Raw genomic sequence first — 24,546 nt, 5'->3', positions numbered from 1 at the left:
GGTTCAGGATACCGGTTGTCACGCTACGTGCGGCCGGTATCAGTACTGACGTTGACCTGACATCACCGGAGCTCTTCAACATGATGGAAGCCTATCACCCTTCACAAGACCCATGGTTATACATTCTGTATCAGGATGAACATATCATGGTGGTGAACAAACCCAGCGGCTTGCTGTCTGTTCCCGGTAAAGCACCGGAACATCAAGATAGCATCATGGCTCGAATTCAGCGTGATTTCCCCACGGCCGAGTCGGTTCATCGGCTGGATATGGCAACCAGTGGTGTGATGGTGGTGGCATTAAATAAGGCGGCAGAGCGGGAACTAAAACGGCAATTTCGCGAACGTGAACCCAAAAAATCTTATATTGCTCGAGTTTGGGGTCATCTGGAAAAAGATGAGGGTTTGATTGATTTGCCGCTGATTTGTGACTGGCCTAATCGCCCGAAACAAAAAGTCTGTTATGACACCGGGAAGAGCGCCCAAACAGAATATCAGGTGATTAGTCGTGACGAGGATGGTTCCACACGGGTAAAACTGATGCCAATTACCGGACGTTCTCATCAGCTACGTGTACATATGCTGGAGATGGGCCATCCTATCTTAGGTGATAAATTTTATGCGCACCCGGAAGCTAAAGCGATGGCTCCGCGGTTACAGTTACATGCTCAAGAGTTATGCATCCATCACCCGGCATTCGGTGGTCCAATGCATTTTAAATGTGAGCCAGATTTTTAACCTATTGCATGCAAAAACTCTTCAGGTACACACCTGAAGATGGTTCAGAATTTCATCCACACAACCTTCGATATCCTTAGCAGCACTATCAATCACAATGCGTGGGCGTTTCCACTCCTGGTACTCTTTTTCTACAATTTGCTGCCAGGCGGGTAATGCCAAATGAGGAATGTCACTCTGGCGGGATTCGACCCGCAGTCGATGTTCATCAATATCACTGCAGATAATCTCAATATCCACACCGGGCACTTGTGCATCAGTAGCAACCTGCATCCAGTTATCCCGCGACCAACTCACCGGATTAACACAGTCAGCAATTACTGTTTGTCCTAACAGCAAGTTATCCTTTGCCAGCATATAGCTGGTGTCATACCCGGAGGTTCCTACGTCTTTCAGCAGTACTCCGGCGTTACGAATAGCTTGTTCAATGGAGTCTATGCGAAGATAAACGCCGCCCATCTTTTTTGTCAGTGCTTTAGCTATTGAGGTTTTACCAACGCCCGGTAACCCGCTGAATACGATTAACATCTAAGCCTCCAGTCAATTAAGATGAGTCATTTCTGACTTGCGCAGATCTTTACTTCTGGTTTATCACCAGACTTACCGGATGGGCTTGCAACGGATGGGTTTAAAAGATGGTGCTCTCCGTTTCAAAGATCCGGACAACTAATACCGCTTTGGCTGTTACCTTGAGCTTTTATAACAAAGCTCAAGGTAATGAATATATGAAAAATTAATCTACTGCAACATACCAAGATTTGACTTAATTACACACGCTTTTTAACTGATAATGTTCAATCAATCGCATAAAAAGAGGATAAATTACTTAAAGCCCTTCTCTCGCTTAATTAAATCGTAGGCGCCTTGAATCTCCTGAGCTTTTTGTTTAGCCATTTCCATCATCTCTTGCGGTAAACCTTTTGCCACCAGTTTATCCGGGTGATGTTCTGTCATTAATTTCCGGTAGGCACGCTTAATCGTGGCTGCATCATCACCTGGTTTTACACCTAATACTTTACAGGCATCTTCCAACGTAGGTCCGGATGCCGGGCGATAGCCATTATGCTGCTGCCCTTGCCATCCACCGGATTGCCCAAATTGACGACCACTATCAATCATGCTCAGCAGTTGATCCAACTGCACGCGGGAAATGCCCAACTCTTCAGCGATCACATACAGCACCTGACGCTCATTAGGGTGCAGTACACCGTCAGCAAATGCTGCCTGTAGCTGGATCTCCAGGAACATACGAATCAAATCGGCACGACCAAAACAGATGCTTTTTAACTCTCGCAGTTTTTCCCGCAAAGGATAACCACTCTGCTTGCCTTCGCGAAACGCTTGCTGAGCATCACTGCGGCGCGGACCATGTATCTGCATACGATCCATAATCATAGACGCGTTTTGAATATCAACTTCGGTTACCCGACCTTTTGACTTAGTCAGATGGCCCATAACCTGAAAGGTGGTACGGAAAAATAGCGACTGACGCGCCTGCTGATTGGCAAAAAAACCACCGCGACGGGCACTTCTTACATTGTCTACCATATGGCCAACAATCAGGCCCAGAACTATTGCCCAGAAGCCGCCGCCGGATATTACACCTAAAATAACCCCAAGGATTTTTCCCCAATACTGCATATCACCCTCTAATTGACAATGCCGTCTGTCGCAAATTGCATTATCATACCTGCCAAATATTGAACCACCTAACGGTGATGGTAAGATTTAACGCTGGTGTAACAGAGACGAGTACGATAATCTCATCGGGCTTGCTTCTGCCTACATAGCCGTAACCAACGGAATACCAAGAATAACCGTATGAAAAAACGTTATCCCACACTGCTGGCCACCACAATTTGGATGGCATTATACAGCCAGAATACTTTGGCTAACCCATTGGCCGAACAATGTCGGCTTGGAATCCCTATTTATGAGCGTCCGCTGGTGTCGGGCGATCCAAACTCTTTACCGGTCAATATTGAATCTGATGACAGTCAGGTTAACTATCCTGAGAGTGCGATCTTTACTGGTAACGTTATCGTTGCTCAGGGTAACCGCTTGATGATTGCCGATCAGGCAGAAGTAAATCAGACAGAACAACAAGGCCAGGCGGAACCTATTCGTACCGTTACGGCAACCGGCAATGTTAAGTATGATGACAATATGATCAAACTTAGCGGTCCAAAAGCCTGGTCTAATTTAAATACCAAAGATACCGATCTTTATCAGGGTAACTATCAGATGGTTGGGCGCCAGGGGCGTGGCCAGGCTGATACCATGAAACTGCGGGAAGATAACCGTTATGCAATTTTAGAAAACGGGACTTTTACTTCCTGTCTGCCAGACGATAACAGCTGGAGCGTAGTCGGTTCTGAAATTATTCATGACAATGAAGAAGAGCTGGCAGAAATCTGGAACGCCCGGTTTAAAATTGGCCCGGTACCGGTTTTCTATAGCCCTTACTTACAATTACCTACTGGTAATAAGCGCCGTTCCGGTTTCCTGTTACCGAATGCCAAGTACGGTAACAACAGCGGTTTTGAATTTATTCTGCCGTATTACTGGAACATTGCACCAAACTTCGATGCCACCATTACCCCACACTATATTGAACAACGTGGAATGCAGTTCCAGAATGAGTTTCGTTACTTACTCTCCCCTGGTGCTGGCATCATGGAATTTGACTGGCTGAAAAGTGATGACCAGTACGCCTCCGATTTCCCAAATGAGAAAAATACCGACCGCTGGTTATTCTACTGGAATCACGGTGGGGTAATGGATCAACACTGGCGCTTCAATATTGACTATACCAAGCTCAGTGACAGCCGCTATTTAAGTGATTTTACCAGCGAATACGGTTCCAGTACCGATGGCTATGCAACCCAGAAATACAGTGTGGGATATGCTAATCAGAACTGGGATGCGACTATCGCGATGAAAAAATTCCAGATCTTCGCCAGCGGCGGTAACATCAACGCCTATCGTGCAGAGCCACAAATTGATATCAATAACTACCTGTATGATATAGCTGGTTTCGATCTGCATACTTACGGTCAGTTATCCAAATTCTCCAGTGAAAACCCGAATAACCCAACGGCTGTACGGGCACACCTTGAGCCAACATTTAACTATCCAATCGCCAATAACTGGGGAAGTATTGATAGTGAATTTAAGCTGATGGCAACTCACTACGAACAAGATTTCTCAGATAACTTCTACAAATATTATGGTACCAGAGCCCCGGACCTGAAAGATTCAGTAAATCGGGTATTACCACAATACAAAATTTCAGGAAAAGTAGTGTTTGACCGTCCAATGGACACCTGGCAAGACTTTACTCAAACGCTGGAACCTCGGGTTCAATATCTCTATGTTCCATATAAGGATCAGAGCGATATCTATGTCTATGACTCGACATTGCTGCAATCAGACTATACCGGCCTGTTCCGCGATCGCACTTATGGCGGTCTGGACCGTATTGCTTCAGCCAATCAGGTAACCACCGGTTTAACTACGCGGGTGTATGACGATCGCCAAAACGAACGTTTTAACGCCTCTATCGGGCAAATCTATTTCTTTGAGAAATCCCGTACTGGTGATGACGATTACTACTCAAACAAAATAGATGAGAACAAAGAAACCGGCAGCGTAGTCTGGGCTGCGGATAGCTACTGGAAGATTGACTCTAACTTCGGTCTGCGCGGTGGCGTACAATATGATACTCGTCTGGATACTTTCGCTGTAGGTAACGCGGTAGCTGAATATCGTAAAGACAGCGAGCGTGTCGTTCAGCTTAGCTATCGTTATGCCAGCAAAGAGTACGTGTCAGCAATGACCACTAACATATCTAACGGTTATACCGCGTATAATCAGGATATTTCACAAGTTGGTGGTATCGCAACCTGGCCAATTGCAGACAGATGGTCTGTTACTGGTGCATATTACTATGACACGAAACTAAAACAGTCTGCCGATGGTCTAATAGGCGTTCAGTACAACACTTGCTGTTGGGCAATTGGTGTTGGCTATGAACGAAAAATTATTGGCTGGAACTCGAAGGGTGACTTCCAGAGTGATTACGACAACAAGGTATCCTTTAACATCGAACTGCGCGGCTTAAGTGGCAACCATAACTTAGGCGGAAGCAAAATGTTACGTACCGGAATTTTGCCATATCAACAGGCTTTCTGATATCCATCGTGAAGACGTTGGTATTATTTCTAAGATAAACCGCCCCGTGCGGATGGACTATATGAGAAAAGTAATGAAAAACTGGAGATCGCTTGCCGCAAGTCTGGCGCTCTGTGCATCAGTCACTTCAATGTCATTGGCTTCACATGCTGTACTTGCTGCACCTGCGGGACAACACGTTGACCGTGTTGCAGCCATCGTCAATAACGGTGTCGTTTTAGAGAGTGACGTCAACAATATGATGTCTTCCGTTAAGAATGGCGCTCGCCGTGCTGGTCAACAATTACCAGATGACGAAGCCTTACGTGCCCAAATTACTGAAAGACTGATTATGGATAGCATCATCAGTCAGTTGGGTACCAGCATGGGCATTAAAATTGACGATGCTCAGCTTGATAAAGGTATTGCTGACATTGCTCAGCAAAACCGTATGAGTGTTGCCCAGCTAAAAAGCCGTCTTTCTGCCGAAGGCATGAACTACAAAACTTATCGTGAGCAAATCCGTAAAGAGATGCTGATGAGTGAAGTGCGTAATAACGAAGTTCGCCGTCGGGTTACCGTATTACCTCAGGAAGTTGAGGCATTAGCCGGTCAAATGGCTAATCAGTTAGATGCCAGCGCAGAACTGAATCTGAGCCATATCATGATTCCTTTAGGTGAAAATCCAAGTCCGGATCAAGTAGCCAAAGCGGATGAACAAGCAAAAAGCATTGTTGAACAGTTAAAAAATGGTGCTGATTTCGGCAAAATGGCTGCAACCTACTCTGCCGATCCGCAAGCACTAAGAGGCGGTAAAATGGGTTGGGCTAAAATGCAGGAACTGCCATCCATTTTTGCCAGCGAGCTGCAATCATCCCAAAAAGGTGGCATCGTTGGACCAATTCGCTCTCGCGTAGGTTTCCATATTTTAAAAGTGAACGACATTCGTGGTGAGCAGAAAGCCATTTCTGTGATGGAAGTTCACGCCCGCCATATTCTGATTCGTTCATCTGTTGTCGTCACTGACGAACAGGCTCAGGCAAAATTAGCATCGATTGCTGACGATATCCGCAGCGGAAAAGCAGATTTTGCCGAAATGGCGCGTAAATATTCTGAAGATCCAGGCTCTGCCCGTCAGGGTGGTGATATGGGCTGGTCTTCACCGGAAGTTTTCGATCCGGCATTCCGCGACGCTCTGATGCGTTTACAGAAAAATGAAATCAGCGCGCCGATTCGCTCTTCATTTGGCTGGCATCTGATCCAGCTGCTGGACACCCGTCAGGTTGATAAAACCGACGTTGCTCAAAAAGATCGTGCTTACCGCATGCTGTTCAACCGTAAGTTCTCTGAAGAAGTACCAAGCTGGATGCAGGAAATTCGCGCCAGTGCTTACGTTAAAATTATGAATGGCAGCAACAGTAGCAGTACCAGCGCAAATGCTCAGTAATATTCAACGCGTGGTTATCACACCGGGAGAACCTGCCGGTGTGGGACCTGACTTAATTGTGCAGATGGCTCAGCGGGAATGGCCCGTTGAGCTGGTGGTTTGCGCCGCGCCAGAATTGCTCCAGCAAAGGGCAGCCCTCCTCGGGCTGCCTTTGCAATTACATGTTTACCAGCCAGAGCAATCACCTCAACCGCAGAAAAAAGGCACATTAACCGTTTTGCCGGTTAAATTGAGCAACTCTGTTATCCCTGGGGAACTTAATGTTCAAAACAGCCAATATGTTATAGATACACTGGCCCGCGCCTGTGATGGCTGCCTGAGTGGTGAATTTGCCGCATTAATTACCGGTCCGGTGCATAAGGGCATTATCAATGATGCCGGACATGCCTTTACCGGCCACACTGAGTTTTTTGCAGAACGCAGCCATCGGCAACGGGTTGTCATGATGCTGGCAACGGAAGAGTTACGCGTAGCTTTGGTGACCACTCATCTGCCTCTGTCTCGCGTTTCTGAAGCTATTACACCAGAGAGTCTGACGGAGACCATCTCCATTCTGAATCATGATTTAGTCACTCAGTTTGGTATTTCGCATCCACAAATTTATGTTTGCGGGCTAAACCCTCACGCGGGTGAAGGTGGTCACATGGGTCATGAAGAGATAGATATTATCTCCCCTACTCTGGAAAAACTGCGCCAACAGGGTATTAACCTTATTGGACCGCTTCCGGCTGATACCCTATTTCAGCCTAAATATTTACAACATGCTGATGCAGTATTAGCCATGTATCACGATCAGGGATTACCTGTTTTGAAATATCAGGGATTTGGCCGGGCAGTGAATATCACTCTGGGCCTTCCTTTTATCAGGACCTCTGTCGACCACGGCACCGCATTAGACCTTGCCGCTACGGGTACTGCCGATGCAGGTAGTTTTACCGTTGCGCTTAATCTCGCTATTAAAATGATAAATAATCGTAATGAATAATCGTGTTCATCAGGGCCACTTTGCCCGCAAACGTTTCGGGCAAAACTTTTTAAGCGATCCTTATGTGATCGACAGCATCGTCTCGGCGATTCATCCACAACCGGGTCAGGCTATGCTGGAAATTGGTCCGGGTCTGGCTGCGTTAACCGAACCGGTTGCTGAACGGTTAGAACACATGACCGTTATTGAGCTGGATCGCGATCTGGCCGCTCGTCTGGCAGTTAATCCTAAGCTGAAAGATAAACTGACTATCTACCAGCAAGATGCCATGACCTTTGATTTCGCGGCACTGGCCAAAGAGATGGGAAAACCGCTGAGAGTATTCGGCAACCTGCCGTATAACATCTCAACGCCGCTGATGTTCCATCTTTTCAGCTATACTAATGCTATAAGTGACATGCATTTTATGTTACAGAAAGAAGTAGTTAACCGACTGGTGGCTGGGGAAAATAGCAAAACCTATGGTCGGTTAAGCGTAATGGCGCAATATTATTGCCGGGTGATTCCGGTACTGGAAGTGCCGCCAACGGCATTCCGCCCTGCGCCAAAAGTAGATTCAGCGGTGGTACGTCTGATTCCGCATGACAGCATCCCCTATCCTGTAGAAGATATTCGTATCCTGAGCCGTCTGACTACAGAGGCATTCAATCAACGGCGTAAAACTATCCGCAACAGTCTGGGCCATCTATTCACGCCAGAACAACTGACAGCACTGGGCTTAGATCTGAATATGCGGGCAGAAAATATCTCTGTTGAACTGTATTGCAAAATGGCAAATTGGTTATCAACCAAAGGCACCAAACTGCCGGAGGCTGAACAGGAGTAATACCGTGATCGATAAACCCAGGATTTTTATTCAGGCACAAAGTTTCTATGTTGAAGCCCAATCTTTGCCGGATGAACAGCGCTTTGTTTTTGCTTATACCATGACAGTTCGCAACCTGGGCCGGGAGCAGGTACAGCTTCTTAGCCGATACTGGCTGATCACTAACGCTAACGGCAAGCATACTGAAGTTCAGGGTGAAGGCGTTATTGGTGAACAGCCGGTTATTTCAGCAGGCAATGAGTTTCAATATACCAGTGGCGCTATTCTGGAAACGCCGCTGGGTACAATGGAAGGCCACTACAATATGATCGATCATATGGGGCAACCATTTCAGATAGTGATTCCGGTATTCCGCCTGGCGATTCCGTCCCTGATTCACTAAAAAAGATTCAATAATAATAAAAGGTTAGCTCCCGCTTATGGCAACACTTTTAGTCGGTGATGTGCACGGTTGTTTTCAGGAACTACAAGCTTTGCTGGCACAAGCCAGTTTTAACCCCACCACAGATACCCTTTGGTTAACGGGCGATTTAGTCGCCCGAGGACCAGATTCCCTTGAAGTTCTTCGTTATGTTCGATCGCTGGGCGATTCAGTCCGTATCGTATTGGGTAATCATGACCTTCATCTGTTGGCAATTTATGCTGGTATTAGCCGCAATAAACCGAAAGATAACCTGACTGAATTGCTTGAAGCACCAGACTGTGACCAATTAATCAATTGGTTACGCCGCCAGCCTGTGCTACAGGTAGACGAAGAAAAGGCATTAGTTATGGGGCACGCAGGTATTACGCCTCAATGGGATATTGATACCGCTAAACGCTGCGCCCGTGAAATTGAAGCTATTCTGTCCAGTGATAGCTACCCGCTGTTTCTCGACTCAATGTATGGCGATTTACCCAACTGCTGGCACGATGAGCTGTCAGGGTTACCCAGATTACGCTACGCCACTAATGCACTAACCCGCATGCGCTACTGCTATCCAAACGGCTGTCTGGATATGATCTGTAAAGACGTACCTAAAAAAGCGCCTGCACCGTTAAAACCCTGGTTTGAACTCTCCGGGCCAGTTTCTGAAAACTATTCAATTGTTTTTGGCCATTGGGCTTCACTGGAAGGAAAAGGTGCGCCAGAAGGTATTTATGCACTGGATACCGGCTGCTGTTGGGGAGGGAAGCTCACGATGTTGAGATGGGAAGATAAACAGTATTTTCAACAACACTCTCTGGCGAAAATCGCTGAAAACGATGAGTAAAATCATTCCGGCATATCGTTCTGATGTGCCGGAAAATCATTATTTTTGCCGTTCCAGTATTTCAAACTGATAAGCATGTGGGTTCTTTTCATCAGCCGGATGATGCTGAGAAAATACCTGATGCCATGCCAGTTGCTGATAGTCAGGAAAATGGGTATCTCCCGCCAGTTCAGCTTCAATATGAGTCAGGTACAGGCGGTCAGCTTGTGCTAATGCCTGCTGATAAACGCTTCCTCCGCCAATAATCATCACCTCTTCCACTTCGCCAGCCGCTTGAATAGCCTGCTCCAGTGAAGTAACCCAGGTAACTCTTTCATCGGTTTGAGGCTGTCGGCTGATGACAATATTCAATCTGCCAGGTAGAGGACGACCAATGGACAGATAGGTATTACGCCCCATAATTATCGGTTTATTCAGGGTGTTTTGCTTAAACCATGCCAGATCGGCGGGAAGATGCCAGGGCATCGCATTCTCGGCACCAATCACCCGGTTTGCTGCCATTGCGGCAATCAGACTAATAATCATAACAACATCCTGCTAACAGGCAGTTAAACGCTGGGCTTACGGCGATACAGCCACAGAGCCGGTAAAGAAAGCCCAATGGACAATGCCCCAACGATAAACGAAGCCCTTAAAAAATAAGTAATCATGGTTTCAAACAGTTCGGCAGAATACCCCTTATGGGAGATCTCTACCAGAGCAATCATTGCCTTATAGGCAAAAACGCCGGGGAACATAGGGATCACCGCCGCAACGGTAAAGACTTTCGGGTGGGCAAGAAAGCATCGCGACCAGCGAATACCGATAGTACCTGTCAGCATAGAAGTCAGTAATGTGCTCCACTCCAGAGGAAACTGGTAATAAATTAATATGGTACGGCAGGCATAGCCTATTGCCCCCAGCAATGCACAATACTTCAGGGCTTTTACCGGTACGTTAAACACCAGCGCAAAGCCAACCGCCGGAATGGCTGCAAGAAACATATTTTCGATAAGCGTTAATATCAGATTCATAACCAGCTCCGAAACCCCCAAACGGTTATCGCCACCACAACCCCAATACAGGTTGAAAGGGTTAACAGACTGGCCATCACCCAACGGGCGATACCGGTATTGATATGCCCTTTAAACATATCCGCCACTGAGTTAATCAGCGGAAAGCCGGGAACTAACAGCAATACGCTGGAAGCCATGGCTATTGAAGCTTTGGAAATATCCATCCAGTCAACCAGCCAGCCTGCAACGGTAGTGGCCACAAAGGCAGTGGCAAAAAAGTTAATTAGCGGGTTAATCTGAAAAGAAGTGATAACCTGACGAGCATACATCGCTACACCACTGGCTAATAACGTGGCTAATACCGCATCCCAGTCACCACCGGCCAGTTTGCAGAAGCTGGCACAGGATAATCCCACCATCAGCACCATTAACCAACGTGGATAGCGTAGTGGCTTGATATGGTTTAGCCGTTTTTCAACTTCATCAATGCCTAATAAGCGATGCTCAGTTAATATCACTATTCGCTGAACTTCAGTTACCACATGCATATTTATGCCGCGGTCGACATTCTTACGTGTAGAGGTAAGGCAGTGCCCTTTATAGATGGTACTCAACACTATTGCATTCGCAGAGATAGAACTTTCTACCTCATCAACACCCAGTGCCTTGCCAAGTCGAGTAGAAAGCTGCTCGACCAACATACTTTCCGCACCGTGCTGTAGCAATAACAGCGCACACTGTATACACAAACGGGTAATTTCCCGCTGGCGTTGATGGACTTTATCAAATTCCACTTTATGTTTACCTGAGTGAAATAGAGAGGAAATAAACGGGTAACCCTACCGTTTGCCGGGCTTTCAAAAGCGCCAGTTAGAATAACACTGATTTTTGAACCGCTTCAAACGCTCAGTTACTGTTTATTATGGTTTTTAAAGTTTAGATGCAGATTATCAAAGAGGCTAATTCTATGCCTTTTTCTATTTATGCCCTTTAATGAGCACTTGAATTCAGCTGACGACTGAAAGAGGCCAGCACGTCCCGCACGGATGCGGGGCGAGGTGCAGCGACGCCGGGAGCGGCTCTGCACCGGTGCGTTAAGGCCGAATGACGGAGGAAGGCAGTCGCCTAAGCGACCTGAATTCCTGTGCGAAAGGCGCGGGGTGCAGGGGCATTCGCCCTAATGCCCCTGCTCGGCTGCATAAACCATCGTTCAGATAGACTCTATAGGTTTAGCAGACGAAACTTACTCCGGTCCCAATTATCTATTAACTACTTCAACAACTGATGCATTTCCTGAACGGAAATCACTTTCTCCGTAGGGTCCGCATTCATTGCCATCGTGGTAGCAAAACCGCCGTTTAGCGTGGTGTCATAGTGAACTTTATATTGAAGCGCACTGCGGCGAATCAACTTAGAGTCCTCAATGGCCTGACGCCCTTCGGTGGTGTTGACGATGTAGTTATACTCACCGTTTTTAATCCTGTCCTGAATATGTGGGCGACCTTCATGTACCTTATTCACCAGACGGGGATTAATACCCGCTTCACCCAGCACCACTGCGGTACCGTGAGTAGCATCCAGATCGAAGCCCTGCTTCAGCAGCTTGGCAGCTAAATCAACCACCCGAGCTTTATCGCCCTCACGTACCGATAACAGTGCGCGACCACGTGGAATGCGGTTTGGACTGCTACCCAGCATCGCCTTAGCAAACGCCTCAGCAAAGCTGCGGCCAACGCCCATCACTTCACCCGTTGAACGCATTTCAGGCCCTAAAATTGGGTCTACTCCAGGGAATTTGTTGAATGGCAGCACCACTTCTTTTACCGAGTAGTAAGGCGGAATAACTTCTTTGGTTACACCTTGCTCCAGCAGTGATTTGCCGGCCATTACTCGTGCAGCCACTTTAGCCAGCGGTACGCCCGTTGCCTTGGAAACAAACGGTACGGTACGTGCTGCCCGAGGGTTCACCTCAATCAGGTAAACATCGTTTCCTTTCACCGCAAACTGCACATTCATTAAGCCGCGAACACAGAGCTCAAATGCCAGCTTTTCAACCTGTCGGCGCATTTCATCCTGAATATCCTGGCTTAAGGTGTAGGCCGGTAAAGAACAGGCTGAGTCACCGGAGTGAACGCCCGCTTGTTCGATGTGTTCCATGATGCCACCAATCAGTACTCGCTCTCCGTCACAGATAGCATCTACGTCAACTTCGATTGCATCATCCAGGAAGCGGTCCAGCAGTACTGGCGCATCGTTAGAAACGCTAACCGCAGTCTGAAAGTAACGACGCAGGTCGGTTTCATCATAGACAATTTCCATCGCTCGTCCGCCCAGCACATAAGAAGGACGAACTACCAGCGGATAACCGATACCAGCAGCCTTATCTACCGCCATTTCAATCGCTGATACCGTTGCGTTTGCCGGCTGTTTTAAGCCCAGACGATGAACCGCCTGCTGGAAACGTTCGCGGTCTTCTGCCCGGTCAATAGCATCCGGAGAGGTACCAATAATCGGTACACCGGCGGCCTCTAATGAGCGAGCCAGTTTTAATGGGGTTTGACCGCCGTACTGAACAATAACCCCGGCAGGTTGCTCGACGCGTACAATTTCCAGTACATCTTCCAGCGTAACCGGCTCGAAGTAGAGGCGATCGGAAGTGTCATAATCGGTAGAAACCGTTTCAGGGTTACAGTTAACCATGATGGTTTCATAACCATCTTCCCGCAGCGCCAGCGAAGCATGAACGCAGCAATAATCAAACTCAATTCCCTGTCCAATACGGTTAGGGCCACCGCCCAGCACCATAATTTTTGGCCGGTCATTAGTTGGGTTAGCTTCACACTCATCTTCATAGGTTGAATACATATAAGCGGTATCCGTGGCGAACTCAGCCGCACAGGTATCAACCCGTTTGTATACCGGATAAATGCCATGCTTATAGCGCAACTTACGCACTTCCGCTTCAGAGAAGCCAACCAGCTTAGCCAGACGCGCATCGGCAAAACCTTTGCGTTTCAACAAGCGCATGAAATCATAGTCCAGGCCGTTAATGCCGCGTTCAGCCACCTGCTCTTCCAGACGAACCAGCTCTTCGATTTGTACCAGGAACCAGCGGTCAATATTAGTCAGGTTAAAGATGCCGTCTACTGACATACCGGCACGGAATGCATCAGCAACGTACCAGATACGCTCAGCGCCCGCTTCTTTCAGTTCACGACGAATTCGGGTCAACGCTTCCGGATCGTCCAGACTGACTTTTGGATCAAATCCACTGGCGCCGACTTCCAGGCCGCGTAATGCTTTTTGCAGCGATTCTTGTTGTGTACGGCCAATGGCCATCACTTCCCCGACGGACTTCATCTGAGTGGTCAGTCGGTCATTGGCACCGGCGAACTTCTCGAAGTTAAAGCGAGGGATTTTTGTCACAACATAGTCAATAGAAGGTTCAAACGATGCCGGAGTTCTGCCGCCGGTAATATCGTTCATCAGTTCATCGAGGGTATAGCCAACCGCCAGCTTGGCGGCAATTTTGGCAATCGGAAAGCCCGTTGCTTTAGAGGCTAATGCTGAAGAACGGGAAACCCGCGGGTTCATTTCGATAACAATCAGGCGACCATTTTTAGGGTTCACCGAGAACTGCACGTTGGAACCACCGGTTTCTACACCAATTTCACGCAACACAGCCATCGAGGCGTTACGCATGATCTGATACTCTTTATCAGTCAGGGTTTGTGCCGGAGCTACAGTGATAGAATCACCGGTGTGAATACCCATGGCGTCGAAGTTTTCGATGGAACAGACGATAATACAGTTATCATTTTTGTCCCGAACTACCTCCATCTCATACTCTTTCCAGCCAATCAGCGACTCATCAATCAGCAGCTCTTTGGTAGGGGAAAGGTCCAGACCTCGTTCGCAGATCTCTTCAAATTCTTCACGGTTATAGGCGATACCACCACCGGTACCGCCCATGGTAAATGATGGGCGAATAATACAAGGGAAGCCCACATCCGCAGCCACGGCATAAGCTTCTTCCATATTATGAGCAATGCCGGAACGTGCCGTATCAAGACCGATTTTTTTCATCGCCTTGTCAAAGCGCTGGCGATCTTCTGCTTTATCAATAGCATCCGCAGTGGCACCAATCATGGTTACGCCAAATTCAGCCAGTACGCCCTTACGTTCCAGTTCCAGCGCACAGTTAAGAGCGGTTTGTCCGCCCATCGTAGGCAGAACCGCATCCGGACGCTCTTTCTCAATGATTTTGCGTACCACTTCCCACTGGATAGGCTCAATGTAGGTTGCATCAGCCATTTCCGGGTCAGTCATAATCGTCGCCGGGTTGGAGTTCACCAGAATCACCCGGTATCCCTCTTCCCGCAGCGCTTTACAAGCCTGTGCACCAGAGTAGTCAAACTCACAAGCCTGACCGATGACGATTGGGCCGGCTCCAAGAATCAGGATGCTTTTTATGTCAGTACGTTTTGGCATGGCTCAAGGCTCCTGATTTGTTTTTAGCGGTAGAACGGTAAGATTCAATCAGCTCGATGAAATGGTCGAACAGCGGTGCAGCATCATGCGGCCCGGGACTGGCTTCCGGGTGCCCCTGAAAACTAAATGCGGCTTTATCGGTGCGGTGAATACCCTGCAATGTGCCATCAAACAACGATTTATGAGTAATGCGCAAATTCGCTGGTAATGAGGATTCATCTACTGCAAAACCATGGTTTTGTGCAGTGATCATAACGCTATTAGCATCGAGGTCTTTCACCGGGTGGTTACCGCCGTGGTGACCAAATTTCATCTTGATGGTTTGCGCTCCGGAAGCCAGAGCCAGCAGTTGATGGCCCAGACAGATACCGAATACCGGGATATCAGTTTCCAGAAACTGGCGAATAGCTTTAATCGCATAGTCACAGGGTGCAGGGTCGCCCGGTCCGTTTGACAGGAAAATACCATCCGGATTAAGTTTCAAAACCTCTTCTGCGGAGGTTTGTGCCGGAACTACCGTCAGACGGCAGCCGCGATCCACCAACATTCTCAGGATGTTGCGTTTTACACCATAGTCATAAGCGACGACGTGGTAAGGTAATTCGCTGTCATTTTTTACTGCCGGTAAATCATTTTCCAGCGTCCAGCTACCCTGAGCCCAACGGTAGGACTCTTGCGTTGTTACCTCTTTGGCTAAATCCATGCCTTTCAGACCAGGGAAGGCGCGCGCTTTTTCCAAAGCCAACTGAGCATCTGGCTGATCGCCTACAATAATGCAGCCGTTTTGTGCCCCTTTCTCTCTAAGCAAACGGGTCAATTTACGCGTATCAATATCAGCAATAGCAACTATATTGTGGCGCTTCAGGTATTCTGACAGTCCTTCCTGATTGCGGTAGTTACTGGCAATCAGTGGCAAATCACGAATAATTAATCCCTGAGCATGAACAGAAGTGGATTCTTCATCTGAAGAGTTCGTGCCGACATTTCCAATATGGGGATAAGTAAGAGTAACAATTTGGCGGGAATAAGATGGGTCAGTAAGGATTTCTTGATAGCCTGTCATTGAGGTATTAAAAACCACTTCCCCAATTGCCATCCCTTTGGCCCCGATGGCCCGACCATGAAATTGGGTTCCGTCTTCGAGAACCAGTAGCGCTGTCTTACTCAAAACACCCTCCTAGAATAAACAGTCACAAAATATGCATATTAATTCACAACTATACCTTTTAAAAAGGCACAAAAAAAGCCTTACTGGCAAATTTTTGGCAAATTGGGCGCATTCTAATGATCGAATCGTCTCTTGTCTACTGAAACACACATTTTTTATTGTATTTTTGGCACTTCAACATAAAAACCGGGATGTAATGGCAAAAAATACCAATAAAGCATGCTTAGAAAACGATTGCTAAAGCATATGAAAGAATAAAACGATATTTGAATACAAAAAAGAGAAATTCAGGTGAAAAAATGAGACTTAAGGATAAAAAATCAAGGTTAACTTACAAAAAAAAGCAAATTAAATTAAATTTAACACTAAGAGTATAAAATATAATTTTCAACACTAACTCATTGGTTAAAAATGAATTAAAAAAACAAACATCGAGATTAATCTTATAATAAATCAATTAATCTCGACACTAAACATACAAAAATCAATCGTTAAGTGATAAAACATCACGCATACTATAAAGACCAGACTTATGCTGACTTAACCAGGCGGCAGCCCTTACCGCTCCGTTAGCAAAGGTCATACGACTGGAAGCTTTATGAGTAATTTCAACTCGCTCACCAATATCAGCAAACATCGCCGTATGTTCTCCCACAATATCACCCGCTCTCAGAGTAGCGAATCCGATCGTTTCACGGGCTCGTTCGCCGGTATGCCCTTCCCGACCGTATACTGCACAGGTTTTTAAGTCCCTGCCTAATGTATCGGCAATAACTTCACCCATTGCCAGCGCGGTTCCTGAAGGCGCATCAACTTTATGGCGATGGTGCGCTTCAATGATTTCAATATCGGTATAATCTCCCATTACCTTTGCCGCCTGCTCCAGTAATTTAAGCACCAGATTAACCCCAACGCTAAAATTAGCGGCAAATACAATCGGAATTTCTGCTGAAGCCTGTTGAATGGCAGCTTTACCGGCATCATCAAATCCGGTGGTACCAATAACCATTGCCTTATGGTGATGACGGCAAAAAGAGATATGTTCCAGAGTGCCTTCTGGACGAGTGAAATCAATAAACACATCAAAATCTTTTGCAACCGCTTCCAGATTATCACTAACCCGAATGCCTATCTGACCAATGGCAGCCAGTTCACCAGCATCAACACCAACCAGTGAAGAACCACGTCGTTCTAATGCGGCTCCTAACGTTACGTTTTCTGCCTGATGAACAGCCTGAATCAGCTGACGTCCCATTCGTCCGCCAGCACCGGCAATCGCAATCCTAACCTGCTTATTGGTCATAATGATCCTCTGAATTTTTATTCTGTAACTAACTTAACTACCAGATTAACGTTCACCCTGAACGGTGACAAATAAATTTACTAATTATGCCGAACTAATTAAAAGCTAAGCTTATATTGGTGAAAAAATAAAACGATAAAAATGAAAACGGGCTGAATATATCAGCCCGCAAATGTCTTTATTCAAAACAGCCACTCAGGTTTAATCCACCTGCTTAACTCTTAGCTCTTTTGGTACTTCAAATACAATACTCTCTTCACGCCCTTCCATTTCTACCGCAGGTTCTCCACCCAGAGAACGAAGGCGAGTGATCACTGCCTGAACTAAAACGTCGGGAGCAGAAGCGCCAGCGGTTACACCAACAGAATTCAAATTCTTTACCCAATCTTCCTGAATGTCTTCTGCGGTATCAATCAGATAGGCGGGCTTACCGATACGTTGAGCCAGTTCAGCTAAACGGTTTGAGTTAGATGAGTTTTTTGAACCAACCACCAGCACCATATCTGACTGCAGTGCTAAATTGCGCACAGCCTCCTGACGATTAGTGGTGGCGTAGCAAATATCATCTTTACGCGGGCCGATAATATCCGGGAAACGCTCACGGAGGGCATCAATCACATCAGATGTATCATCAACGGACAGCGTGGTTTGTGTCATAAAACAGAGATTCTTCTCATTTTTGACTTTTAGCTGCCATACATCTTCCGGTGACTCGACCAAATACATGCCGCCTTCCTGATTGCTGTATTGCCCCATAGTGCCTTCCACTTCAGGATGCCCGGCATGACCAATCAGAATCGCTTCACGGCCTTTACGGCTGGCGCGAGCCACTTCCATATGCACTTTAGTTACCAGCGGACAAGTGGCATCGAATACCGTTAAGTCACGGGATTTTGCCTCAGCACGAACAGCCTGAGACACGCCGTGTGCGGAAAAAATCAAAATCGCACCATCGGGAACTTCATTAAGCTGTTCAATAAATACCGCGCCACGGTCACGCAGGCTGTCAACAACATAACGGTTATGCACCACTTCATGGCGTACATAAATTGGAGCGCCATAAATTTCCAGCGCACGTTCAACAATACTGATAGCCCGGTCGACTCCTGCACAGAAACCTCGCGGATTGGCTAACAATATCTGCATTTTTACTCTCCAAATATATATACGGTGTAGTCAGCAACCTTGCTGGCTACACCGTCAATAAAACCGTTACGTCACTGTGACTTGCATTACGCTGGTTTTTTCTCTTTTTTAGAGAAAATGAAACCTTCCAGTACCACCATCACTGCCCCGATGCATATTGCACAATCAGCAACGTTGAAAGTTGGATAGTGCCAATCGCCAATGAAAAAATCAAAAAAGTCGACGACAAAACCATGGTACAGGCGATCAAACAGGTTGCCCAATGCACCACCGATAATCAAAGCAAAGGAAATATTGCTCCATTTAGCCGTTGCTGCCGTGCGGTACATCATCACCATTAATACAATAGTAATGGTTATCGCTACAGCCGCCAACGCCCAACGCTGTCCCATAAAGGAACTAAAGGCTGCACCATAATTTCTCGCATAGTAGAAATTAAAGAACGGTAACCAATCCACCGATTCGCCCAGGCGGAAATTCTTTACCACCCAAAACTTACTGGCCAGATCGACAATCAGAACGGCAACCGCCAGCCATAGCCAGCGGAGCCCGGTAGAACCAATAGATTTACTCATCAGGCGAACTTACGCTCTTCACCATTGCCAGCAACGTTAGTTACACAGCGGCCACAAAGATCCGGATGTTCTGCATTTTGACCGACATCCAGCGTATAGTGCCAGCAACGAGGGCACTTATTACCCTGCGCTTTAGCCAGCCCAACTTTCAAACCTTTCATCATTTCGCTTTGCTGTGCGTCTGCCGTTGCCTGTGTAATAGGTTCAACTTCCGCACCAGAAGTCAGCAGCACAAAACGCAGCTCGTCTTTCAGTGCATTCAGCTTATCTGCCAGCTCAGAATCTGCGAATAAAGTAACCGATGCTTCAAGAGAGCCGCCTAGCTGCTTATCGTTACGCGCCTGCTCTAACACCTTATTCACTTCACCACGGACCTTCAGCAATTCTTCCCAATAGCTGTCATTCATACTTTCGCCATCGGCCAGACCAAATAATCCCTGATACCATTCACCGGTAAATACAAACTTCTCACGATCTCCCGGCAGATAGTTCCAGATTTCATCAGCGGTAAACGACATCACCGGTGCCATCCAGCGTACCAACGCTTCAGCAATATGATACAGCGCGGTCTGGCAGCTACGACGCGCCAGGCTATCGCCTTTCGCGGTGTATTGACGATCTTTGATGATATCCAGATAAAACGAACCCATCTCTACAGAACAGAACTGCATCAGACGCTGAATAACCACATGGAAGTCGTAATTATCATAACTGGCTGCAATTTCATTTTGTGCTGCCAGAGCACGACCAACGGCCCAGCGATCCAGAACTACCATCTCTTCTGGTTTCACCATATCTTTTGCCGGATCAAAACCGTTGAGGTTAGCCAGCAGGAAACGCGCGGTGTTACGAATACGACGATAAGCATCCGCTGAACGTTTTAAAATTTCATCGGATACTGCGATTTCACCGGTGTAATCCGTTGAAGCCACCCACAAACGCAGAATATCGCCACCCAGTTTATTCATTACATCCTGAGGACTAATGGTGTTACCGATAGATTTAGACATCTTACGGCCCTGACCATCCACGGTGAAACCATGAGTCAGAACCTGACGATAAGGCGCTTTGCCTTTCATTGCAGTTGAAATCATCAGGGAAGACATAAACCAGCCGCGATGCTGGTCTGAACCTTCCAGATACATATCCGCACTGTGGCCGTGGAACTCAGGACGTACATCAACAACTGAGGAGTGTGTCGAGCCCGAATCAAACCAAACGTCCAGCGTATCTGGTACCTTCACATAATTATCGGCGTCTTCACCCAATACATCTTTAGGGTCCAGATCCCACCATGCCTGAATGCCATGTTGTTCAACGCACTGAGCTACCTGCTCCATAATTTCTAATGCGCGAGGATGCAGTTCATCTGTCTCTTTATGCACGAACAGTGACATTGGCATACCCCAGGTACGCTGGCGTGAAATACACCAGTCAGGGCGGTTTGCTACCATGTTTTCGATACGCGCCTGACCCCAGTCAGGGATCCAGCGAACGCTTTTGATCTCTTCCAGCGACTGTTTACGTAATCCGTTTTGATCCATGCTGATAAACCACTGAGGGGTTGCACGGAAGATAATCGGTGACTTATGACGCCAGCAGCATGGATAGCTATGCAGCACTTTTTCAACGTGCAATAAAGCGCCGTGTTCACGCAGCATCTCAACAATCACGTCGTTGGCTTTAAATACGTTTAAACCATCAAGGCCAGCGCCAGTTCCCGGCAGATAGCAACCATCCGGACCTACCGGGTTAGCCACTTCTAACTGATATTTTTGACCAATCACATAGTCATCAGGACCATGGCCAGGAGCCGTATGTACCGCACCGGTACCCGCATCCAGAGTCACGTGCTCCCCCAGAACAATTGGCACATCAAAATTCAGGAATGGGTGTTTAAAGCGCATCAACTCTAAGTCTGCACCTTTCGCACTACCCAGAACTTTCCAGCTATCAATACCGGCGCGTTTCATCACGCTTTCAACCAAGTCGGTAGCCAGAATCAGGTTGTCACTTCCAGCCTGAACTAACTGATACTCAAACTCAGGATGCAGGGAGATAGCGCGGTTTGCCGGTAAGGTCCAGGGCGTAGTGGTCCAGATAACTGCATTAACCGAACCATTCAACTGGTTTACGCCAAACCGGGCGGCTACTGCAGCTGAATCAACAGCGGCAAAACGCACATCAATAGAAGGAGAGGTTTTGTCGTAATACTCAACTTCTGCTTCAGCCAAAGATGAACGGCAGTCAATGCACCAGTGCACAGGCTTAGCGCCTTTATGCAGGTGACCATTACCGATGATTTTTGACAGAGAACGAATGATGTTGGCTTCAGTCTTATATTCCATGGTCAGGTATGGATGATCCCAGTCACCCAGCACACCTAAACGGATAAAATCTTTTTTCTGGCCTTCAACCTGTTCCGCTGCATAGTCACGACAAGCTTTACGGAATTCCGCAGCGCTGATTTTCTCACCCGGCTTACCTACCAGTTGTTCCACTTTCAGTTCGATAGGTAACCCATGGCAGTCCCAGCCCGGCACGTATGGCGCATCGTATCCAGACATGCTTTTTGACTTGATAATAATATCTTTGAGAATTTTATTTACTGCATGACCAATATGAAGGCTGCCGTTTGCATAAGGAGGGCCATCGTGAAGAATAAAGGTTTTCTTCCCCTTTTTGGCCTGGCGAATCGCACCATAAAGGTCAGATTCGTACCAATGTTTTAGCATATCCGGTTCGCGCTTGGCTAAATCGCCGCGCATTGGAAAACCGGTTTCCGGCAAATTCAACGTGTTCTTATAGTCAGTCATTCGATTCTCGGTTCCCTATCTCTCGGCTAGATATTTAAGTCCGTACCGCTTGCCCAAAATATTCACGGGCGGTCACGACATCATTTTCAATCTGCTGTTTTAAAGCATCCAGCGAAGCAAAACGCTGCTCGCTGCGTAATTTTTCTCTGATTACTACATCAATATGGCGACCATACAGATCCATATCAACATCTAATAAATGCACTTCAAGCTGTTGGCGTACGCCGGAAACTGTAGGTCGGGTGCCAATATTGGCAACGCCGGGTAATGGCTTATCAGCCAATCCATTAACTTCTACGGCATACACACCTTTAATTGGCGCTACCAGTCGTTTCATAGGGAGATTCGCCGTAGGAAAACCAATGGTTCTCCCCAACTCATCACCATGCACTACTCTTCCACACATACTGTATGGTCGCCCAAGCAAAGATTCCGCCAGTGCCAGATTATCGTCTCTCAATGCCTGACGAATGATGGTACTACTGATTCGAGTACCCGACTCGCAAAAACTTTCGCTATCGGCGACAGAAAAACCAAAGGTTTCTCCGGCGGTTTTCAGTAAAGAGAAATCTCCCTGCCGCTTCGCCCCAAAGCGAAAATCATCGCCAACCATTAAAAACCTAACACCCAACAAATCTACCAGCAACTTAGAAATAAATTGTTCAGCGCTGTTGGCTGCAAAAACAGAATCAAACTTCACACACAACAGATAATCGATACCGGCTTGCGCCAGATACTTACACTTATCGCGCAGGCGCGTAAGCCTTGCAGGGGCCTGCTGTGGGGCAAATAACTCCAACGGCTGGGGTTCAAAGATCATCACCATGGTTGGCAGGCCCAGGCGCTTCCCTTCTCGTTTTAACTGACGTAATAACGCCTGATGACCCAGATGAACGCCGTCAAAATTACCAATCGTCAAAACACACCCGTGGTGGCGAGGTCGGATATTGTGTATACCGCGAATCAGCTCCATAATCAGTTTTGGGCTCTGTACAGTTGGAAACCATCGATTATAGCAATAGCCGCGCCTAAGGTTAACCCGCGATTACGTGATAAACGAAAATCTTCTGTGGTTTATGGTCTTCAGGCGTTAATCTATCGATAAATATACAGTAATGCTTATATCTTCAACATCCACATAAAGAAAACGCGTTAATTACTGTATTCTGTTGTACAAAGCTGTTAGAATTCTGCGCCATCGATAACCGCGGTGTCGCCCCTTCTTTTTTAGTAAAAAGAGAAAATGGCGGCGCTAATTTGCACAAATCCGTTGACAAAAGAAGGTCGAAAGGGCATATTCCTTCGCCTTTAGAATGTCCTCAAGAAACTATTTGGGAGTTGGACCTTGGCTAATATCAAATCAGCTAAGAAACGCGCCATCCAATCTGAGAAGCGCCGCAAGCATAACGCAAGCCGTCGCTCCATGATGCGTACTTTCATCAAGAAAGTACAAATGGCGATTACAGCAGGTGACAAAGCTGCTGCTCAGGCAGCATTTAATGACATGCAACCAATTGTTGACCGTCAGGCAGCAAAAGGCTTAATTCATAAGAATAAAGCTGCACGTCATAAGTCAAACCTGACTGCACAAATCAACGCTATGTAATTAATGTTGAGCGTTTCTTAAAAAAACCGGCAATGCCGGTTTTTTTATGTCTGCAATTTAACAAAGTCCAGAAAAACCTCCGTAACCTGAAAAATCAAACCTCAGAAGATGAACTCCACTGCTTCTTCATTTCTATATTGCTACCATTGCTTAAGGTAACGGTAATATCCACCCGATCCCCCTGAGAAACATTGAACTTCATTTGTCCTAATGCATGCTCTTTTTTGGCTTCCAGAGAAATATGGCGTTGTTGTAAGCTTCGGCTCTCTCCCTGACTGCCCTTACGTTGGACCTCTATTGATATCGTGCACTCACAGCTACTATCAAGATTTACCATGGGGGTAATAGTGTAATAACGGGCATCCTGCTGCGTACTAAACCAAAGCTGATTACTGAGGGCGGCGGCAAGTAAGAAAGACATAAGAACTCCTCCGGGAAACCCAAAAAAACAAAACAGGGCAATAGCCCTGTTTTTTCACAGAAAGAACCAAATTAGTGTTGGTTAGAGTATGCAACGTTACCTGCACCAAGTTGAGTAACGGAGATTAAGCCGCCATCATAGCTTTGTGATGCACCAGAAACGTTGCCGCTACCGCTTTGAGAAACATAGATTGCTGCTTTATTGGCAGTTTGCGCTGCTACGCTCAAGTTATCATTACCAAATTGGTCAACGTTAATCAGACTGTTGTCACCGCTTTGATTGCTGTAAGACTTGTTACGATCGCCACGTTGCTCAATATCCGTTAAAGATTTATAAGCCTGAGTTTGGCTGGCATCTGCAAAGTTGCTGGTACCTGCCTGATAAATACGAATCTCTGCTGACGCTGAAGTATATTGAGGTACTGTTGGTGTGCCGCCACCACCGCCGCCACCACCGCCGCCGCCGCCGCCATGGCCAAAGCTACTAGAATCTGCCATTGCACTGCCTGAAATCACTAACGTTGTTACAGCAAGAATTTTCCACAGTTTCATGATACTACCCCGTCGTAGATAGGCTTTCTATGATTGTCAAAAAACAGTCATTC

Annotated in this window: 22 protein-coding genes; 8 read left to right on the top strand and 14 right to left on the bottom strand. The window is 46.9% G+C overall.

Annotated features, from left to right (window positions below; translation table 11 throughout):
* Positions 1-83: 83 nt before the first annotated feature.
* Positions 84-737: a bifunctional tRNA pseudouridine(32) synthase/23S rRNA pseudouridine(746) synthase RluA gene (gene rluA, locus GOL65_RS15235; protein ID WP_140919663.1), complete on the top strand. Its 654-nt coding sequence runs from the start codon at positions 84-86 to the stop codon at positions 735-737.
* A gap of 21 nt (positions 738-758) precedes the next feature.
* Here rluA and GOL65_RS15230 read toward each other — a convergent pair whose 3' ends face one another.
* Both GOL65_RS15230 and djlA read right to left on the bottom strand, forming a co-directional pair.
* Positions 759-1,265 carry an AAA family ATPase gene (locus GOL65_RS15230; RefSeq protein WP_140919527.1) on the bottom strand — a complete coding sequence of 169 codons (507 nt, stop codon included), beginning with the start codon at positions 1,263-1,265 and terminating at the stop codon, positions 759-761.
* A 294-nt stretch (positions 1,266-1,559) separates the two neighbouring features.
* Complete coding sequence (gene djlA / locus GOL65_RS15225) at positions 1,560-2,378, bottom strand: co-chaperone DjlA (RefSeq protein WP_140919526.1); 819 nt, start codon at positions 2,376-2,378, stop codon at positions 1,560-1,562.
* 180 nt (positions 2,379-2,558) lie between these two features.
* Here djlA and lptD point away from each other — a divergent pair, with 180 nt between their 5' ends.
* The 6 genes from lptD (at position 2,559) to apaH (ending at position 9,421) form a co-directional block, all read left to right on the top strand.
* Positions 2,559-4,931 (top strand): LPS assembly protein LptD, encoded by a 2,373-nt coding sequence (lptD, locus tag GOL65_RS15220; protein ID WP_140919525.1) that lies wholly within the window; start codon positions 2,559-2,561, stop codon positions 4,929-4,931.
* 61 nt (positions 4,932-4,992) lie between these two features.
* Positions 4,993-6,357, top strand: coding sequence for a peptidylprolyl isomerase SurA (gene surA, locus GOL65_RS15215; protein ID WP_140919524.1), 1,365 nt, complete (start codon positions 4,993-4,995; stop codon positions 6,355-6,357).
* Positions 6,347-7,342 carry a 4-hydroxythreonine-4-phosphate dehydrogenase PdxA gene (gene pdxA, locus GOL65_RS15210; protein WP_140919662.1) on the top strand — a complete coding sequence of 332 codons (996 nt, stop codon included), beginning with the start codon at positions 6,347-6,349 and terminating at the stop codon, positions 7,340-7,342. Before surA ends, pdxA begins: the two co-directional genes overlap by 11 nt.
* On the top strand, positions 7,335-8,168 hold the full coding sequence (gene rsmA, locus GOL65_RS15205; RefSeq protein WP_140919523.1) for a 16S rRNA (adenine(1518)-N(6)/adenine(1519)-N(6))-dimethyltransferase RsmA: 834 nt from the start codon (positions 7,335-7,337) through the stop codon (positions 8,166-8,168). Before pdxA ends, rsmA begins: the two co-directional genes overlap by 8 nt.
* 4 nt (positions 8,169-8,172) lie before the next feature.
* A complete protein-coding gene (apaG, locus tag GOL65_RS15200; protein WP_140919522.1) occupies positions 8,173-8,550 on the top strand; it encodes a Co2+/Mg2+ efflux protein ApaG in 378 nt (125 codons plus the stop codon).
* Between the two features lie 37 nt (positions 8,551-8,587).
* Positions 8,588-9,421: a bis(5'-nucleosyl)-tetraphosphatase (symmetrical) ApaH gene (apaH, locus tag GOL65_RS15195; protein WP_140919521.1), complete on the top strand. Its 834-nt coding sequence runs from the start codon at positions 8,588-8,590 to the stop codon at positions 9,419-9,421.
* A gap of 39 nt (positions 9,422-9,460) precedes the next feature.
* Here the strand turns inward: apaH and folA are convergent, their stop codons facing one another.
* From folA to ribF, 10 genes are all read right to left on the bottom strand, one after another.
* Entirely contained in the window at positions 9,461-9,946 is a 486-nt protein-coding gene (gene folA / locus GOL65_RS15190) for a type 3 dihydrofolate reductase (protein ID WP_140919520.1), read from the bottom strand.
* 23 nt (positions 9,947-9,969) lie between these two features.
* Positions 9,970-10,434, bottom strand: a complete 465-nt coding sequence (locus GOL65_RS15185; protein WP_140919519.1) for a threonine/serine exporter family protein — start codon at positions 10,432-10,434, stop codon at positions 9,970-9,972.
* Positions 10,431-11,210, bottom strand: a complete 780-nt coding sequence (locus GOL65_RS15180) for a threonine/serine exporter family protein (RefSeq protein ID WP_140919518.1) — start codon at positions 11,208-11,210, stop codon at positions 10,431-10,433. The genes GOL65_RS15185 and GOL65_RS15180 overlap by 4 nt, the downstream gene beginning before the upstream one ends.
* 475 nt (positions 11,211-11,685) lie before the next feature.
* Positions 11,686-14,907 carry a carbamoyl-phosphate synthase large subunit gene (gene carB / locus GOL65_RS15175; RefSeq protein ID WP_130592373.1) on the bottom strand — a complete coding sequence of 1,074 codons (3,222 nt, stop codon included), beginning with the start codon at positions 14,905-14,907 and terminating at the stop codon, positions 11,686-11,688.
* The gene (gene carA / locus GOL65_RS15170) at positions 14,891-16,075 is read right to left on the bottom strand and encodes a glutamine-hydrolyzing carbamoyl-phosphate synthase small subunit (RefSeq protein ID WP_140919517.1); all 1,185 of its coding nucleotides are present in this window, start codon (positions 16,073-16,075) and stop codon (positions 14,891-14,893) included. The genes carB and carA overlap by 17 nt, the downstream gene beginning before the upstream one ends.
* 484 nt (positions 16,076-16,559) lie before the next feature.
* Positions 16,560-17,378, bottom strand: coding sequence for a 4-hydroxy-tetrahydrodipicolinate reductase (gene dapB, locus GOL65_RS15165; protein WP_140919516.1), 819 nt, complete (start codon positions 17,376-17,378; stop codon positions 16,560-16,562).
* 201 nt (positions 17,379-17,579) lie between these two features.
* On the bottom strand, positions 17,580-18,524 hold the full coding sequence (ispH, locus tag GOL65_RS15160) for a 4-hydroxy-3-methylbut-2-enyl diphosphate reductase (RefSeq protein ID WP_140919515.1): 945 nt from the start codon (positions 18,522-18,524) through the stop codon (positions 17,580-17,582).
* Between the two features lie 86 nt (positions 18,525-18,610).
* Positions 18,611-19,099 (bottom strand): signal peptidase II, encoded by a 489-nt coding sequence (gene lspA, locus GOL65_RS15155; RefSeq protein ID WP_140919514.1) that lies wholly within the window; start codon positions 19,097-19,099, stop codon positions 18,611-18,613.
* On the bottom strand, positions 19,099-21,915 hold the full coding sequence (ileS, locus tag GOL65_RS15150) for an isoleucine--tRNA ligase (RefSeq protein ID WP_140919513.1): 2,817 nt from the start codon (positions 21,913-21,915) through the stop codon (positions 19,099-19,101). The genes lspA and ileS overlap by 1 nt, the downstream gene beginning before the upstream one ends.
* Before the next feature lie 34 nt (positions 21,916-21,949).
* Positions 21,950-22,888 (bottom strand): bifunctional riboflavin kinase/FAD synthetase, encoded by a 939-nt coding sequence (ribF, locus tag GOL65_RS15145; protein WP_140919512.1) that lies wholly within the window; start codon positions 22,886-22,888, stop codon positions 21,950-21,952.
* A gap of 372 nt (positions 22,889-23,260) precedes the next feature.
* Here ribF and rpsT point away from each other — a divergent pair, with 372 nt between their 5' ends.
* Positions 23,261-23,521 (top strand): 30S ribosomal protein S20, encoded by a 261-nt coding sequence (gene rpsT / locus GOL65_RS15140; RefSeq protein WP_130592380.1) that lies wholly within the window; start codon positions 23,261-23,263, stop codon positions 23,519-23,521.
* Between the two features lie 94 nt (positions 23,522-23,615).
* Here rpsT and csgC read toward each other — a convergent pair whose 3' ends face one another.
* The gene (gene csgC, locus GOL65_RS15135; RefSeq protein WP_140919511.1) at positions 23,616-23,942 is read right to left on the bottom strand and encodes a curli assembly chaperone CsgC; all 327 of its coding nucleotides are present in this window, start codon (positions 23,940-23,942) and stop codon (positions 23,616-23,618) included.
* Between the two features lie 71 nt (positions 23,943-24,013).
* Entirely contained in the window at positions 24,014-24,493 is a 480-nt protein-coding gene (locus GOL65_RS15130) for a curlin (RefSeq protein WP_140919510.1), read from the bottom strand.
* Between the last annotated feature and the right edge of the window lie 53 nt (positions 24,494-24,546).

This window comes from Limnobaculum xujianqingii (genome assembly GCF_013394855.1).
In the GTDB taxonomy this organism is placed as follows: Bacteria; Pseudomonadota; Gammaproteobacteria; order Enterobacterales; family Enterobacteriaceae; genus Limnobaculum; species Limnobaculum xujianqingii.
The sequence above is the reverse complement of the archived record's forward strand: the minus strand, read 5'-3'. Positions and strand labels throughout refer to the sequence as shown.

Bases quoted from the DNA above. Each gene is read 5' to 3' on its own strand.
- dapB (WP_140919516.1), bottom strand. From the start codon at position 17,378: ATGACCAATAAGCAGGTTAGGATTGCGATTGCCGGTGCTGGCGGACGA.
- apaH (WP_140919521.1), top strand. From the start codon at position 8,588: ATGGCAACACTTTTAGTCGGTGATGTGCACGGTTGTTTTCAGGAACTA.
- ileS (WP_140919513.1), bottom strand. From the start codon at position 21,915: ATGACTGACTATAAGAACACGTTGAATTTGCCGGAAACCGGTTTTCCA.
- ispH (WP_140919515.1), bottom strand. From the start codon at position 18,524: ATGCAGATATTGTTAGCCAATCCGCGAGGTTTCTGTGCAGGAGTCGAC.
- GOL65_RS15230 (WP_140919527.1), bottom strand. From the start codon at position 1,265: ATGTTAATCGTATTCAGCGGGTTACCGGGCGTTGGTAAAACCTCAATA.
- rsmA (WP_140919523.1), top strand. From the start codon at position 7,335: ATGAATAATCGTGTTCATCAGGGCCACTTTGCCCGCAAACGTTTCGGG.
- GOL65_RS15185 (WP_140919519.1), bottom strand. From the start codon at position 10,434: ATGAATCTGATATTAACGCTTATCGAAAATATGTTTCTTGCAGCCATT.
- pdxA (WP_140919662.1), top strand. From the start codon at position 6,347: ATGCTCAGTAATATTCAACGCGTGGTTATCACACCGGGAGAACCTGCC.
- carB (WP_130592373.1), bottom strand. From the start codon at position 14,907: ATGCCAAAACGTACTGACATAAAAAGCATCCTGATTCTTGGAGCCGGC.
- rluA (WP_140919663.1), top strand. From the start codon at position 84: ATGGAAGCCTATCACCCTTCACAAGACCCATGGTTATACATTCTGTAT.
- folA (WP_140919520.1), bottom strand. From the start codon at position 9,946: ATGATTATTAGTCTGATTGCCGCAATGGCAGCAAACCGGGTGATTGGT.
- djlA (WP_140919526.1), bottom strand. From the start codon at position 2,378: ATGCAGTATTGGGGAAAAATCCTTGGGGTTATTTTAGGTGTAATATCC.
- csgC (WP_140919511.1), bottom strand. From the start codon at position 23,942: ATGTCTTTCTTACTTGCCGCCGCCCTCAGTAATCAGCTTTGGTTTAGT.
- ribF (WP_140919512.1), bottom strand. From the start codon at position 22,888: ATGGAGCTGATTCGCGGTATACACAATATCCGACCTCGCCACCACGGG.
- lptD (WP_140919525.1), top strand. From the start codon at position 2,559: ATGAAAAAACGTTATCCCACACTGCTGGCCACCACAATTTGGATGGCA.
- lspA (WP_140919514.1), bottom strand. From the start codon at position 19,099: ATGAGTAAATCTATTGGTTCTACCGGGCTCCGCTGGCTATGGCTGGCG.
- surA (WP_140919524.1), top strand. From the start codon at position 4,993: ATGAGAAAAGTAATGAAAAACTGGAGATCGCTTGCCGCAAGTCTGGCG.
- GOL65_RS15130 (WP_140919510.1), bottom strand. From the start codon at position 24,493: ATGAAACTGTGGAAAATTCTTGCTGTAACAACGTTAGTGATTTCAGGC.